The sequence below is a fragment of the Variovorax cryoconiti genome, from assembly GCF_051216395.1.
Classification (GTDB): Bacteria; Pseudomonadota; Gammaproteobacteria; order Burkholderiales; family Burkholderiaceae_C; genus Variovorax.
The window spans coordinates 258,885-273,307 of record NZ_JBPJZI010000002.1 but is presented as its reverse complement, the minus strand read 5'-3'; the positions used below and the strand labels follow the sequence as shown (position 1 = coordinate 273,307).

Genomic DNA, 14,423 nt, shown 5'->3' with positions numbered 1-14,423 from the left:
AGTAGAAACGTCACGCCATGCCACTGCCTTTTGTTCAGGCACAACTGGAGCACGCAGCACACCGGCGGCGGCGCCTTGTTGTCAAGCTCGCTGCGCTCAATACCGCGATCGCCCTGCTCCTCTGTGTCCTGGTGTATTTCGTCCTGAATGCGTCGAGGCAGACCGTCACCGACCAGACCCAGGCAATTGCAGAAAATCTGGCTGCTATCGCCAAGCTCAACATCGAAAGCGAGTTGGGTCGCATTGATGCGGTGCTCACGGCGACCGCGGACGAAATCGAGCGGCTGCAGGCCGCGGGTCTCGGCGACGATCAAGTTCTCCTTGATATGCTGGCGTCGCGCATGCCCCTTGTGCCTGGCGCCGAGGCGTTGCGGCTGTCTGACGCAAAAGGCCAAGTTCGGTGGGGCAATGCGCTCTCCCCGGCCGCTCCCGCCAACATCGCCGACCGCCCCTACTTCCAGAAGGCGAAGTCCAGCCAGCAGGCATCGACCCTGGTCACCGAGCCGCTGCGCTCCCGGGTCTCCGGCCACTGGATCATCGCCCTGCTCCGACCCATCCGGCGGGGTGGGGAGTTCGGCGGGGTGCTGTACGCCAGCATCGCGGTCAGCCACTTCGAGGGACTTTTCAGCCGCTACGAACTCGGCGACAAGGATGCCGTCACCCTCCGCAACACCGCCATGCAGCTCATCGCCAGGCGCTCCCCCGGCAGCGCTTCCCAGGGTGAGGTCGGCGAGGTGATCGTGTCGCCGGAAATGCTCGCCGCAACGCGGGAGAACAGCACCGGTGGCGTCTACATCTCCAAGGTGGCCGTGGACCAGATCGACAGGACCACCGCCTACCGCGCCGTCGATGGCTGGCCTTTCGTGGTGTACGCCGGCCTGAACAACGCGCGCTTCCTGAAGCCCTGGTGGCAGCACGCATGGACGGTGTCTTCGCTCGCGGCACTTTCCTGGCTTCTGGTTGCGATGGCGTCGCTTGCAGCCCTTCGCTCGAGCGCCCGGCAGGCCCGCGCGCTGGCCGCGCTCGCGGAACAGACGCGGCAGACGCAGGCACTGCTGCGCGTGGCGGCAGATGGCATCCACATCATGAACCGCCATGGCCGACTGGTCGAAATGAGCGACTCCTTCGCCGAGATGCTGCGCTCGACGCGAGACAAGCTGCTGGGCCGCCATGTTTCCACGTGGGATGTGAACCAGGACGAGCAGAAGATCAACGCATGGCTTGCCAAGCTCTCGATCGGCGACAAGCAACGCGTCGAAGTCCAGCACCGCCGGGACGACGGCACCATCATCGACGTCGAACTTCAGATGCGGGTCACCGAGATTGCCGGCGAACTGATGATCTTCGCGTCGGGCCGGGACATCACGCAGGTCAAGCGCCTGCTGCTCGAACAGACCGCCATGCTCGAGAGCGACCTGGTCGGCATGGTCAGGGTGGAAAACCAGATCATCGGCTGGAGGAACCGGGCGTTCGAGCGTCTTTTCGGCTACGAGTCCGGTGATCTGGCCGGCAAGCCGCTGCGTGTGCTGTATCCAGACGACGAAACCTACAGCCAAGCCGGCAAGGGCGCTGCCTCGATGCTCGATGGATTGGTACAGCACCGCATGGAGCTGCGAATGCGTCGGAGGATGGGCGAGCTCATCTGGATCGCGGTGAGCGGCGTGCGTCTGTCGAGTTCGCAGACGTTCTGGATGGCCGTAGACATCACGGCCATCAAGCAAACGCATGAACAGCTCGCGCATGCGGCCTCACACGATGCACTCACAGGCCTGCCGAATCGGCTCTTGCTGTGGCATCGCCTGCAGCAGAGCTTGGCGGCAGCCGCGGCTGAAGGCAGCGCCGTCGCCGTCTGCTACATGGATCTCGACGGCTTCAAGGCCATCAACGATCAGCTTGGCCACGAAGCGGGCGATGTTCTTTTGGTGGAGGTTGCGCGCCGGGTGGCAGCGGTCCTGCGTCCGGGGGACGCTGCGTTCCGCGTCGGCGGAGACGAGTTCGTGCTGATCCTTGCGCCGTCGCTCCCGACGGAATGGCAGCGACTGCTCGATCGCCTGATGGAATGCATTGCGCAGCCGGTCGACCTGAATCGAGGCATGCCCGCCTCGGTGCGCGTCACGATCGGCGTCGCTGTGTCGCAATCCGATGCCTCAGACGCGGAGTCGCTGCTTGACCATGCAGACGACATCATGCTGCGAGGCAAGCGCACGGCCAAAAGCAAAGTGTGGTGGTCCTGATGCCGAACGAATCGGTATGTCGCAAGCCGATGCCGCCCCTGACGACCTTGGCTCTGGGTGCCAGCGCAGCAGTTCACGCAAGTAACCACGGCAACCCCGAGCCGATGCCGGCAGTCAGAGTTCTTAGCTGAATCTCGACAGCTGTCGATTCCCATCCTGCCTAAAACCCCAGTTCCTCGTGAATCAACGACTTGCGTCGGGTTGCCTCACGCGCTTTGAAACTGCAGATTCACTTCACTCGAAATTCAGGGCTCTCTGTCTCACCTAACTTTGCACCGGCGCCGCCGCAGGTCGTCGGCCTCAGCCAGCGAAGTGCGCCCAAGGCCGACGGGAAGACCAGTACTGACATGAACGGTCTTGCGCGGATGTCGCCTTTCCATTGGCTCGCTCAAGGTCAACCGCTTGCCGCACGATCGACTTGCCGCTCCACCGATGTTCATGCCTGTCATTCGCCTGGATCCCAGTCCGGCGCGAAGGCAGGCTGAACGTACCGCCGGTTCTTCGGCAGTGCCGCGATGGCGGCGCAGTCTTCATCGTCAAGGCGCAGGCTGAGCGCTTCCAGGTTCGCCTGCTGGCTGGCCGCTCGTGCGGCTTTGGGAATCGCGACTACACCGGGCTGCCCCATCAGCCAGGCGATGGTCACCTGCGATGCCGAGGCGCCATGCTTCGCGCCGATGCGCTGCAGCACGGCGTCCTCCGCGACTCTGCCCTGCGCCAGCGGTGCATAGGCGACCAGCGGAATGCCCTTCCCGCGCAGATATGCCAGCAACGCGGACTGATCGAGGAAGGGGTGGTATTCCACCTGCACCGCCGCAATGGGCGAGCCCACCTGCTGGATCGCGAAGCGCAGCATCGGCAGGTTGAAATTGCACACCCCGATGGCCCGCGCGAGTCCTTCGCTGCACAGCGCCATGAGCGCCTCCAGCGTGGCCGTCATGTCCATCGCGGGCGAAGGCCAGTGCACCATGTAGAGGTCGACGTAGCCGAGGTCGAGCCGCGCAAGGCTGCGGTCGAACGCATCTCGCAGCGCCGCGGGCGCCAGCTGGTCATGCCAGACCTTGGTGGTGACGAAGCAGTCCTCCCGCGCGAGGCCGGAGGCCGCGAGCGCCGCACCGACGGCGGCCTCGTTCTCGTACATCGCAGCGGTGTCGATGTGGCGAAAGCCAAGCGCCAGCGCGCTTTCCACCATCGGCTGGCACCCGGCCCCCGGCACACGAAACGTTCCCAAACCCAGGCGGGGGATCTCCACACCCTGCGTGCTCAGACTGTCCATCGCGTCGACTCCGTTCGATTCTCGAAGAGGCTTTGGCGCATCAGGCGATCGCCGGGGCCACAAGGCGTCTCAACACCGTCTCGAGTTCCATCGTGCCCTTCAGCGATGCATCACAGCCGGCCTCGAATTCGATCCAGCCATCGTTGAAACCGTCCAGCATCCGGATGCGCGGCTCCGGGTTGGCCATGCCTTGTGAACGGAAGAGCGCGTCCCACGTCGTCCGCGGTACAGGCTGCGCCACGACATCGCGCCCGAGCACCCGGCCCAAGGCCGCCGCCAGCGCCAAAGGCGTGATGCGGTGCGGCCCGTCCAACTCGACCACCCGGGGCCCCTCCCAGACCTCGCGCAGCATCCGAACGGCCGTCGCCGCGACGTCTGCCGTCGCAACCATGGGCACCGGCTTGTCCAGCGGCTGCAGGAAGCTCGACACGACACCGAGCGAGCGCGCACCGTCGATGTCCCAAGCGGTGTTCTCCATGAACCACGCCGGGCGCAGAAAAGCAACCGGCATGGGCAGCGTTTCAAAGGCGCGTTCCATGATCTGCAACTGGGTCAGCAAACTGTCTTGCGTCGCCTGGGCGCCGATGGTGGAAAGCGCCACCACACGACGCGGCCGGACCTGCTGCAGAGCCGTGACCAACGCTGCGACATTGGCCCGGGTTTCGGCGTAGCCCGGTGTCGGATCGAACACTGGCGGCAAGAGCACGAACACGGCTTCGGCACCGGCGAACGCGTCTGCCAGCGCCGCGGCATCGTCCATCGCGGCCAATGCCGTCTCGCAACCGAGACCGGTCCACGTCGATACCTTGGCCGCGTCCCGCAGAACAGCGCGCACGGAAACGCCTTCGGTCAGCAACGCTCTGGCGATCTGACCGCCGACCTGGCCGGTCACTCCGGTGATGACAAACATGTTGTTTTCTCCTGATGCCACGCGGGGTGCGTAGCGTTGACCGGGAGTCTGGACGCGAACGCCGCGAAAGGCGATAGCATGGGAGGTATCTTGTTCATGCTTGGCAGTCATCAATGGCAATGTTCGACGCGCAACTGCTTGAAGGCCTCGACGTCATGGCCGCCGTCGTCGACATGGCCAGCTTCAGCCGGGCCGGTGAAGCACTCGACATGTCCCAATCCGGCGTCAGTCGGGCCGTGGCGCGACTCGAAAGCAGGCTGGGCATCCGTGTCTTCGAGCGCAGTACCCGGTCGGTGCGTTTGACGGACGAGGGGCGCCGTTTCTACGAGCAGGTCATGCCACTGGTCGGTGCGCTCGAAGAGGCCACCAGCAGCGCCGCGGGAGGAACTGCCGCGGTACGCGGTCGGCTGCGCGTCAACATCGACCCATTCTTTTCCCGGCTGATCCTCGGACCCAGGCTGGGCGCCTTTCTGGACAGTCATCCGGGTCTCGAGGTGGAACTGCGCAGCCGGGACGACCTTGGCGACATGGTGAGCGACGGGTTCGACCTGGCCATCCGTTTCGGTCATCCGCAATCCTCGTCGCTGGTGTCCCGCAAGTTGTTCGATACACGGGTGTTGACCGTCGCGTCGCCGTCCTACCTCCGACGCTACGGCCAGCCGACCGACCCTCGCGAACTCGAGGCAGGTCACCACCGGTGCATCCTGTTTCGTGACTCGACCACTGGTCGGCCATTCCCCTGGGAATTCCACCAGCGCCGACGAAAGCTCACCGTCGCGGCCCGTGGCGCCCTGACTGTCAACGATGCCGGCACCCTCTACAGCACTTGCCTGGCCGGTCACGGCATCGCCCAATTGTTCGAACTGGGCACCGAGAGTTACCTCGCCGGCAACCAGCTCGAGCCCTTGTTCCCTGATTGGCCGGATGAGCGCTTTCCACTGCACGCCTACTACCCCAGCAGACACCACGTTCCGGCCAAGACGCGGGCGCTGCTGGACTTCGTGGTCAGCCTGCTGCGGTGAGTTGGGGCCAGGCGACCCAGGCGAGGTGGTACTGGCTATCAGCTTGGTCGCTCTGTTTCCCGCGGCAGCGAGGCGCGCTGAGCGCTGAATGTCAGCTTCGGGGCGACGATTCAAATGTCTCAGAAGGGCGGTGGATTCAACCGGTCGATGCAACAGTCTGGCCGATCCTCTCCGCTGACGTGTGGAAGCCGAGGGGCTCTCTCAGCCGCTCAGTCAATCGACCCCGAGGCATTCGTGACTGGCCGCGGAGCGTCAAAGGTTTCCAATTTTCAGCCAATGTGAAGCGCCCGGCTGTACTTGACTTCACGCTCTGTCCATGGAGAGCGGCACAACTACCATCACTGCGTCAGCCGCGTGGCTGTGCTCTCGGCGATCTCGTCGTAGGCAGCACTGGCAGGCAGCCGGTACTGCTCGAGGCCGATCCAGGCCAATCGCATCGTGCCGCGCGTTCATGTCACTTGACACAAACCCGCTCGTTGAGCCCGAGTCCTCTCGCGGCACTGACTGTGCACAGACCAAGGCCAGACGGTTGCAGCGTAGGGCGGTTGCATGAGTGGTTTGTGCGCCATGGACGCACGTTGCTTGGTGCGTCAGGCACTCAGCAAGAGATTTAACGACAGTCGCGTGCCGAGAAACGTGCCATCAATGAGTGAGCGCGCGCTCAGGCGCAGCACCGCTCGCTTTGCAGATGCCGGCGATGCACTTCGCATATGCGTACCTCACTGCGCTTATCTGCGCGAGCGTCTTGGCAACTCCTCTAAAACCTCGTGAGGCGCGCTGTAACTATTTCAGATCGCCTCGCAAACCCAGCAACGTCGACGCCATCGACGAGGACATCCAGTGCGCCGCGTCGGCAGCGCGGTGTCGGCGCGACGCATCCGGCCCGTCACGGGACGGGACTTGTCAATTTCCGTCGCTGAAGTGACAAACCGCGTTCGTTTATCGTTGAATTTTTCTTATCACCAATCTGGCACGAAGGCTGCACCGTTTGTCAGCGAGGGGCGAAAGCCAGAAAAAAGTCGCGATCCGTGGGACAGCTCACTGGCGCGCGCACAACAAAACGAGGAACCCATCATGGATACCAAGAAGGCCGCAAAGGCCACGCGCCACCCATTCGGCAACCAGGTTGCCGCTGCAGGCCTGCTCGTGATCGTCGCCGCGGTGATCGCCGCCTGCGGCGGCGGTTCAGGCAGTTCTGCGGGCGGCAGCACGCCACCTCCTGTGGCGGGCACCCCTGCCGCTGATTCCCCTGGCGAGGTCGCGATTGACGAGCCCAGCAACATCGGAACGGATCGCGACGCGCCCAATCCAGTTCCGCCAACGCCAGCGCGGCCGCCCACGGTCGCCACGGCGGTCGACCCCAGCCTGGGCATCTCGAGCTACTACCCGCTGTTCGCGTTCGGCACGCCGATGACCGAGCAGCTTCAGTATCGCGAAGCCGATGGCACCCTGGTCACGCTGATGGGCATGCGCCCCACCGAACGCCATGCACGCGAACGCGGTGAGGACTGGAACGAGCCCGACAAGGCGCCGGGGCGTTACCTCACCTTCCCCTCGGCGTACTTTCAGAACCGCACCTACGGCATCGAGATCCGCGACCACGTTCCGGCGGGCAAGCAGCTCATCGAGATGACGCTGATCGTCAACGATGGCACCTTCGACGGGACCACCTTCAGCCTGTTCCGCAACAGCAATGACGAGGGCGTCCGCGACTACGGCTGGTCGCTCAATACCGGCTTCAACAATCCCAACCGGGGCGGAAAGCCGATCTGTACGGCGGGAAGCCGCGACTGCAAGATCGACTTCGACTCGTTCTGGGACGTGCCCAAGGGCCAGCCGCACCGAGCGCTCAAGATGGGCGACGTGATCGAGCTGGCGCCCGCGCAACGCATGGAGCGCTACGGCGACGGCATGCACGCGGGGGAGCCGACGCCCGAGAGCCTCAAGGGCAAGGCGGTGGTCGACGGCGCCGGCAGCCGCTACTACTCGTTCGAGCAGCTCTATGTCGTCGGCAAGGGGCTGGCACCGTGGTTCGGCGTGGCGCCACGCCTGAATTCCGCGCCGCTGCCCGACGACACGCTGCTGGGAGGAACGACCAGCCTGTCGTACAACTATTCGGAAGAGCCGATGCGCGTCTTCCAGCAGATGGCCAACAACATCGGCATCGTCAACGCCAAGCGCTTCGTGCAGGGCCGCCGCCTGTTCCACACCTCGTTCCTGGACGGCAAGCATTCGGAACATCCGAACGACAACCCTGTGTTCGCCGCGCATGTGGGCCAGCTCGGCCAGCGCTTCAACCAGGAGCGCTGCATTGCCTGCCACACGCTCAACGGCCGCAGCCCTGCACCGACCATCAACGCACGATTGGATGCGATGTCCGTGCTCACGGCGGCCGCCACGTCGACGGGTACGTCGCCTGTTCCTGATCCCACCTACGGCATGAATGTGCAGCAGCGCTCGCGCAACGCCGGGGACGCAGACTGGGCGGTGAGCGTGCAGTCATACACCACGACGCCCTATGTGCTACCCGACGGGGAGCGGGTCGATTTGCAGAAGCCGGTCTATGCCTTCAAGGGCGGCGCGCCGGCGCAGTACTCCGTGCGGCAGGCGGCTCAGATCGTCGGAACGGGCCTGGTCGAGGCACTGGACGAGTCGACCATCCTGGCGCTGGCCGACCCGACGGACGCCAACAGCGACGGCGTGCGCGGGCTGCCGAACTGGGTGGTGAATCCGGAGGATGGCAAGACCCACCTCGGTCGCTATGGCTGGAAGGCGTCGAAGGCGACATTGCGCCAGCAGGTCGGCGATGCACTGCTCAAGGACATCGGCGTCACGAGCCCGGTGTACCCGAAACCCGAATGCCAGAAACTGGATGCGAACTGCCATACCGCCGGCGGCGCCACGGCCATCTCGGCATCCGAACTGGAACGTCTGTCCGACTATCTGTCGCTTCTGGCCGTCCCGGCGCAGCGCAGCTTGCGCAGCGGCTTCCCGGCCGAGGCCCGCGTCTCGCCCGAACACGATGTGAACCCGACGCAGATCGCCCGCGGACAGGCGTTGTTTGCTCAAGCCCAGTGCATCGCCTGCCACACACCGCAGATGAAGACAGGCAACAACCATCCGTTCGCGGAACTCCGCAACCAGGTCATTCGCCCCTACTCCAACTTCCTGTTGCACGACATGGGTCCGGGCCTGGCCGACACGCTGGCAGAGGGCAAGGCATCCGCCAGCATGTGGCGCACGGCGCCGTTGTGGGGTCTGGGCTCACTGAACTACACACAGGGCAACACGCAAAGCGTGCGTTATCTGCACGATGGCCGGGCCCGGACGCTCATGGAAGCCATCTTGTGGCACGGTGGCGAAGCGGCAGGAAGTCGCTCGAGGTTCGAGGCATTGCCGAAGTCGGATCGTACGGACATCCTGGTCTTCCTGAACTCTCTTTGATCTGGCTCAAGAACTTGCGAAGGCTCCATGATTTCTGTACGTCCACGCACGTCGACGCGGCCGACTCCGCCTGCTCGTCGCCAGTTTCTTGCAGCGCTTGCGTCATCGGCCGCCGGCGTGGCACTCACCGCATGCGGCGGCGGCGGTGGCTCTGAGGGGGACACGACCGAGGCGGCACCCGTGGCCGGCAATCCCGCGATGCCCGGTGGCACAGCGCCAGAATCGTCGACGCCTGCTTCGGGTGCATCGCCCGTTGCCAAGAGCAACAAGCGGGGCATCGCTTATGACCTGGCTTCTGCAGAGGACCTGAACGCGCTCTCGCCAGGTGTCAGCTGGTGGTACGACTGGGGCTTGCGCCCGAACGCCGCGGCCCCTGCCGACTACCGTACGCGCTATGGCATCGATTTTCAGCCGATGCTGTGGAACGGAAATTTCGATGCGACGGAAGTCACGGCCTGGCTCCGATCACAGCCGGACATTCGCCACCTGCTGCTGCTGAACGAGCCCAACCTCACCGACCAGGCCAACCTGACGCCCTCGCAGGCCGCAGCACTGTGGCCACGCTACGAGGCCGTCGCAGCGGCCACGGGGGTGAAGCTGGTCGGGCCGGCGATCACGTGGGGCACGATGGCCGGCTACGCCGATCCCGTGGCGTGGCTCGATGCCTTCTACGCCGCCTACCGTTCGGCCAACGGCAGCCGCGATCCGCAGATCGACTACCTCGCCTTCCACTGGTACGACTACGGCCTCGGTGCCCAGCTCGACCGGCTGACGAAGTACGGCAAGCCCTTCTGGGTGACCGAGTTTGCGAACTGGCACAGCCAGGCCGACGGCGCGCAGATCGACACGGTGGCCAAGCAGCAGGCGCAGATGACCGAGATGGTTGCCACATGCGAGTCACGTTCCGACGTGTTTCGCTACGCGTGGTTCACGGGCCGATGGAGCAACGACGTGCACCACACCAGTCTGCTCGGCGCGAATGGCGTGTTGACCGAGCTGGGACAGCATTACCTTTCGCTGCCCTTCAACTGAGAGGTTTGCGTCGCGTTAGCACTTCGCCGAAGCCGACGCTGCCTGGAAGCGGCCCGACAACAGCTGAAAGAGCTCTCCATGGACCTGCCCCCTTGAAACCCACCCAAATGCCCGTATCATTAGCACTCGCCGAACCCGAGTGCTAACAACCCGGTTTCCAGGCGGTGGTGTACCGGCCCATGGCCTGTGCCCAAACCCAACCCCCGTTTCTATATCCAGGAGATGCAATGAAACTTCGTCCTTTGGCCGATCGCGTGATCGTCAAGCGTGTTGACAGTGAAACCAAGACCGCCTCTGGCATCGTCATCCCCGACGCAGCCGCCGAAAAGCCCGATCAAGGCGAAGTCCTGGCCGTCGGCCCGGGCAAGCGCAACGACAAAGGTGAACTCGCCGCGCTGACCGTCAAGGTTGGTGACCGCGTCCTGTTCGGCAAGTACTCGGGCCAGACCGTCAAGGTCGACGGCGACGAGCTGCTGGTCATGAAGGAAGACGACCTGTTCGCAGTCGTCGAGAAGTAATCAACCCATCCCATTCGGAGTAATTCAACATGGCAGCAAAAGACGTAGTCTTCGGCGGTGAAGCCCGCGCACGCATGGTCGAGGGTGTCAACATCCTGGCCAACGCAGTCAAAGTGACCCTGGGCCCCAAGGGCCGCAACGTGGTGCTCGAGCGTTCGTTCGGCGCCCCCACGGTGACCAAGGACGGTGTGTCCGTCGCCAAGGAAATCGAACTCAAGGACAAGCTCCAGAACATGGGCGCCCAGCTCGTGAAGGAAGTGGCCTCCAAGACTTCGGACAACGCCGGCGACGGCACCACGACCGCCACGGTCCTGGCCCAAGCCATCGTTCGCGAAGGCTTCAAGCTGGTGGCTGCCGGCATGAACCCGATGGACCTGAAGCGCGGCATCGACAAGGCTGTCACGGCCCTGGTCGCCGAGCTGAAGAAGGCATCGAAGCCCACCACGACGTCGAAGGAAATCGCACAAGTCGGCTCGATCTCGGCCAACAGCGACGAAACCATCGGCAAGCTCATCGCTGACGCGATGGACAAGGTCGGCAAGGAAGGCGTCATCACCGTCGAAGACGGCAAGTCGCTCGACAGCGAACTCGACGTCGTCGAAGGCATGCAGTTCGACCGCGGCTACCTGTCGCCGTACTTCATCAACAACCCGGAAAAGCAATCGGCGATTCTGGACAACCCCTTCGTGCTGCTCTACGACAAGAAGATCAGCAACATCCGTGACCTGCTCCCCGCACTGGAACAAGTCGCGAAGTCGGGCCGTCCGCTGCTGATCATTGCCGAAGAAGTCGAAGGCGAAGCCCTGGCGACGCTGGTGGTGAACACGATCCGCGGCATCCTGAAGGTCGTCGCCGTCAAGGCACCGGGCTTCGGCGACCGCCGCAAGGCCATGCTGGAAGACATCGCCATCCTGACGGGCGGCAAGGTCATCGCTGAAGAAGTCGGCCTGACGCTCGAAAAGGTGACCCTGGCCGACCTCGGCTCGGCTGCCCGCATCGAAGTCGGCAAGGAAAACACGATCATCATCGACGGCGCTGGCGCGGCCGGTGACATCGAAGCCCGTGTCAAGCAAGTGCGCGTGCAGATCGAAGAAGCTTCGAGCGACTACGACCGCGAAAAGCTGCAAGAGCGCGTGGCCAAGCTGGCCGGCGGTGTTGCCGTGATCAAGGTTGGCGCTGCCACCGAAGTCGAGATGAAGGAAAAGAAGGCTCGCGTCGAAGATGCACTGCACGCCACCCGCGCTGCCGTGGAAGAAGGCGTCGTGGCTGGTGGTGGTGTGGCACTGCTGCGCGCCAAGCAAGCTGTGGGCGAGTCGATCAAGGGCGACAACGCCGACCAGGACGCCGGCATCAAGCTGGTGCTCAAGGCCGTCGAAGCACCCCTGCGTGAAATCGTGAACAACGCCGGCGGCGAAGCCTCGGTGGTGGTGAACGCGGTGTTGGCCGGCAAGGGCAACTTCGGCTTCAACGCTGCGAACGACACGTACGGCGACATGCTCGAGCTGGGCATCCTGGACCCGACGAAGGTGACGCGCACTGCACTGCAGAACGCAGCCTCGGTGTCCTCGCTGCTGCTGACGACCGAGGCCATGATCGCCGAAGCACCGAAGGACGAGTCGGGCGCCGGCGGCGGCATGCCTGACATGGGCGGCATGGGTGGCATGGGCGGCATGGGCATGTAATTGCCCCTGCGGCTGCATCACGCATCCGAACCGAAGCCCTGCAGCGCGAGCTGCAGGGCTTTTTTCATTTCAGCTGGAAGTGGAAGACGGCGCCCCTGTCGGCCTGGAGCACGAGCCGGATGTCGCTGTCGTGCAATTGCAGGATGCGACGCACGATCATCAGACCGAGTCCACCGCCACTGCGGCCCTCGCCCGCAGAGGAAAAGGCGGGCCGATTGAAGAGCACCGGCTGCAGTTCCTTGGGAATGCCCGGGCCGTTGTCACTGATCTCGACCTCTACGCCATCCCGACCCGGCCGCAGCTGCACAACGATCTCGCCACCTTCCGGCGTGTGACGGATCGCGTTGTCGAGCAGGTTGGTCAGCACGCGTTCGATCATTCCGAGGTCAGCCATCACCACCGGCAGCCCGGGCGCGATATCCGGCACCAGCCGCTGGCGACGCGCCTCGGCGGCCAGCTCGAACTTCTGAAATACGTCCTGCACCAGGTCGGCCAGCGCGAAGCGCTCTTTCTCAGGCTTGACCACACCGTACTCCAGCCGCGCGAGTTCGAACAGTTCCTGCGCCAAACGGCCCACCTTGCGACTCTGGCCCAGGGCAATCTCGAGATAGCGGCGGCGGTCGGCTGGCGGCAACGTGTCGGCCTTCATCAGCAGTGTCTCGAGGTAGCCATGCAGCGAGGTCAGCGGTGTGCGCAGGTCGTGCGAGATGTTCGCGAAAAGCTCGCGCCGCTGCTGGTCCTGGGCCGTCAGCGCGTGCCACTGCTCGGCGATGCGCTGCGTCATCTGGCGAAAGGTCTGCGCCAGCGTGCCGATCTCACCGCTGCCGCTCTTCGCCAGGCGATCCAGCGCCGGCGTCGCCTGCTGAAGCGACGCCACGCCGTCGCGCTCGAACTGCTGTACGGCGCCCGTCAGCTCGCGCAGTGGCCGGGTGATCAAGCGGAACGCGGCCACACCGGCCAGCAGGCCCAGCAACGTGACCAGCGCCATCGACCACAGCATGGTGCGACGCACGTTGCTGATCGCGGCATTGGCAATCAGCGCCTCGCGTTCTTCACCCGACAGCACCACGTAGACGTAACCGGCATCGCGCCCGTTCACCTTCATCGGCGCCGCGCTGAAGATCTTGCGACTGCCATCGCCACGTGGGTCGTCACCCAGGATGGGCAGCGGCGCACCGGCCAGCAATTGACGCACGGGGGCCAGGTCGACCCGGTCGCGCTTGAGGTGGCCGGGTGGCGCAGCCTGCGCGGCGATACGGCCTTCGGGGTTGAGCAGGTAGACCTCGACGCTCGGGTTGACGGCCATCAGCTGATCGAACAGCGCCTTGACGGCCGCTTCGTTCAAGCCATCGCTGCGCATCAGCTCCGCGTTGCCCGCGATGTGCGCCGCGAGGCCGCTGGACAGGCGCTGCGTGACCTCCTGCTCGTAGCGGACGCTCGCCGCCATCTGCAGCCAGACCGAAGCGCCGCAGCAGGCGAGCAGCAGTGCCGCGAACACCACGGAGAGGCGGCGCGACAGGGTCCAGCCGAAAGGCCAGGTCATGGCGCCCCCTCGTCCGGACCGGCACCGGCCAGCTTGTAGCCGCGGCCCCATACGGTCAGGATGCGGCGCGGCTCGGCCGGGTCGGCTTCAACCTTCGTGCGCAAGCGGTTGATATGCGTGTTGACGGTGTGCTCGTAGCCGTCGTGCTGGTAACCCCACACCTGGTTGAGCAGGTCCAGGCGCGAGAACACGCGGCCCGGATGGCGCGCGAAGAAATACAGCAGGTCGAACTCGCGCGGCGTGAGTTCGATCGGTTTGCCGTCCAGGCGCACCTCGCGCGCTACCGGGTCAATGCCCAGGGTGCCGATGTCAAGTCGGCCCGATTCGATGCGAGCGTTGCGCGCCATGGCTTCCGTGCGTCGCAGCAAGGCACGCACGCGGGCTACGAGTTCCAGCATCGAGAACGGCTTGGCGAGGTAGTCGTCGGCCCCCAGCTCGAGCCCGAGGATGCGGTGCACCTCGCTCGAGCGCGCGCTGGTGATGATGATCGGCGTGTAGCGCGTCATGGCGCGGGCGCGGCGGCAGATCTCGAGGCCGTCGACGCCCGGCAGCATCAGGTCGAGGATCAGCGCGTCCCAGCTGCCGCGCTCCAGTTCACGCACGCCGGCATCGCCGTCGGCAGCATGCGTGACGGCGTAGCCCTCGTCGTGCAGATGCATGCGCAGCAGCTCGGCGATGTGGGCGTCGTCCTCCACGATCAGCACACGTTTGGTGGTTTCCATGTTCGGCGGATTGTCCCGCGATATGCCGTGGGGAGTTATCACG

Annotated in this window: 10 protein-coding genes; 6 read left to right on the top strand and 4 right to left on the bottom strand. The window is 64.7% G+C overall.

Going from position 1 to position 14,423, the window contains the following annotated elements:
* Positions 1–17: 17 nt before the first annotated feature.
* A complete protein-coding gene (locus ACSFA2_RS06005) occupies positions 18–2,234 on the top strand; it encodes a bifunctional diguanylate cyclase/phosphodiesterase (protein ID WP_435454406.1) in 2,217 nt (738 codons plus the stop codon).
* 445 nt (positions 2,235–2,679) lie between these two features.
* Here the strand turns inward: ACSFA2_RS06005 and ACSFA2_RS06000 are convergent, their stop codons facing one another.
* Together ACSFA2_RS06000 and ACSFA2_RS05995 are read right to left on the bottom strand one after the other, a co-directional pair.
* Entirely contained in the window at positions 2,680–3,507 is an 828-nt protein-coding gene (locus tag ACSFA2_RS06000) for an aldo/keto reductase (protein WP_435454405.1), read from the bottom strand.
* A gap of 40 nt (positions 3,508–3,547) precedes the next feature.
* Complete coding sequence (locus ACSFA2_RS05995) at positions 3,548–4,417, bottom strand: NAD(P)H-binding protein (protein ID WP_435454404.1); 870 nt, start codon at positions 4,415–4,417, stop codon at positions 3,548–3,550.
* Between the two features lie 113 nt (positions 4,418–4,530).
* On the opposite strand from ACSFA2_RS05995, the gene ACSFA2_RS05990 reads away from it, so the two are divergent.
* From ACSFA2_RS05990 to groL, 5 genes are all read left to right on the top strand, one after another.
* The gene (locus ACSFA2_RS05990) at positions 4,531–5,439 is read left to right on the top strand and encodes a LysR family transcriptional regulator (RefSeq protein WP_435454403.1); all 909 of its coding nucleotides are present in this window, start codon (positions 4,531–4,533) and stop codon (positions 5,437–5,439) included.
* 840 nt (positions 5,440–6,279) lie between these two features.
* On the top strand, positions 6,280–8,883 hold the full coding sequence (locus tag ACSFA2_RS05985) for a di-heme oxidoreductase family protein (RefSeq protein WP_435454402.1): 2,604 nt from the start codon (positions 6,280–6,282) through the stop codon (positions 8,881–8,883).
* A gap of 180 nt (positions 8,884–9,063) precedes the next feature.
* The gene (locus ACSFA2_RS05980; protein ID WP_435454401.1) at positions 9,064–9,915 is read left to right on the top strand and encodes a glycoside hydrolase family protein; all 852 of its coding nucleotides are present in this window, start codon (positions 9,064–9,066) and stop codon (positions 9,913–9,915) included.
* Between the two features lie 227 nt (positions 9,916–10,142).
* Complete coding sequence (locus ACSFA2_RS05975) at positions 10,143–10,433, top strand: co-chaperone GroES (RefSeq protein ID WP_056572926.1); 291 nt, start codon at positions 10,143–10,145, stop codon at positions 10,431–10,433.
* 29 nt (positions 10,434–10,462) lie between these two features.
* Positions 10,463–12,115 (top strand): chaperonin GroEL, encoded by a 1,653-nt coding sequence (groL, locus tag ACSFA2_RS05970; RefSeq protein ID WP_435454400.1) that lies wholly within the window; start codon positions 10,463–10,465, stop codon positions 12,113–12,115.
* A gap of 64 nt (positions 12,116–12,179) precedes the next feature.
* On the opposite strand, the gene ACSFA2_RS05965 is transcribed toward groL, so the two are convergent.
* The gene (locus ACSFA2_RS05965; RefSeq protein ID WP_435454399.1) at positions 12,180–13,658 is read right to left on the bottom strand and encodes a sensor histidine kinase; all 1,479 of its coding nucleotides are present in this window, start codon (positions 13,656–13,658) and stop codon (positions 12,180–12,182) included.
* A complete protein-coding gene (locus ACSFA2_RS05960; protein ID WP_435454398.1) occupies positions 13,655–14,380 on the bottom strand; it encodes a response regulator transcription factor in 726 nt (241 codons plus the stop codon). The genes ACSFA2_RS05965 and ACSFA2_RS05960 overlap by 4 nt, the downstream gene beginning before the upstream one ends.
* Positions 14,381–14,423 lie beyond the last annotated feature (43 nt).

What these genes read in the sequence shown, in the direction of transcription:
- ACSFA2_RS05990 (WP_435454403.1), top strand. Translation starts at nt 4,531, where the DNA reads ATGGCAATGTTCGACGCGCAACTGCTTGAAGGCCTCGACGTCATGGCC.
- ACSFA2_RS06000 (WP_435454405.1), bottom strand. Translation starts at nt 3,507, where the DNA reads ATGGACAGTCTGAGCACGCAGGGTGTGGAGATCCCCCGCCTGGGTTTG.
- ACSFA2_RS05960 (WP_435454398.1), bottom strand. Translation starts at nt 14,380, where the DNA reads ATGGAAACCACCAAACGTGTGCTGATCGTGGAGGACGACGCCCACATC.
- ACSFA2_RS05965 (WP_435454399.1), bottom strand. Translation starts at nt 13,658, where the DNA reads ATGACCTGGCCTTTCGGCTGGACCCTGTCGCGCCGCCTCTCCGTGGTG.
- ACSFA2_RS06005 (WP_435454406.1), top strand. Translation starts at nt 18, where the DNA reads ATGCCACTGCCTTTTGTTCAGGCACAACTGGAGCACGCAGCACACCGG.
- ACSFA2_RS05975 (WP_056572926.1), top strand. Translation starts at nt 10,143, where the DNA reads ATGAAACTTCGTCCTTTGGCCGATCGCGTGATCGTCAAGCGTGTTGAC.
- ACSFA2_RS05995 (WP_435454404.1), bottom strand. Translation starts at nt 4,417, where the DNA reads ATGTTTGTCATCACCGGAGTGACCGGCCAGGTCGGCGGTCAGATCGCC.
- groL (WP_435454400.1), top strand. Translation starts at nt 10,463, where the DNA reads ATGGCAGCAAAAGACGTAGTCTTCGGCGGTGAAGCCCGCGCACGCATG.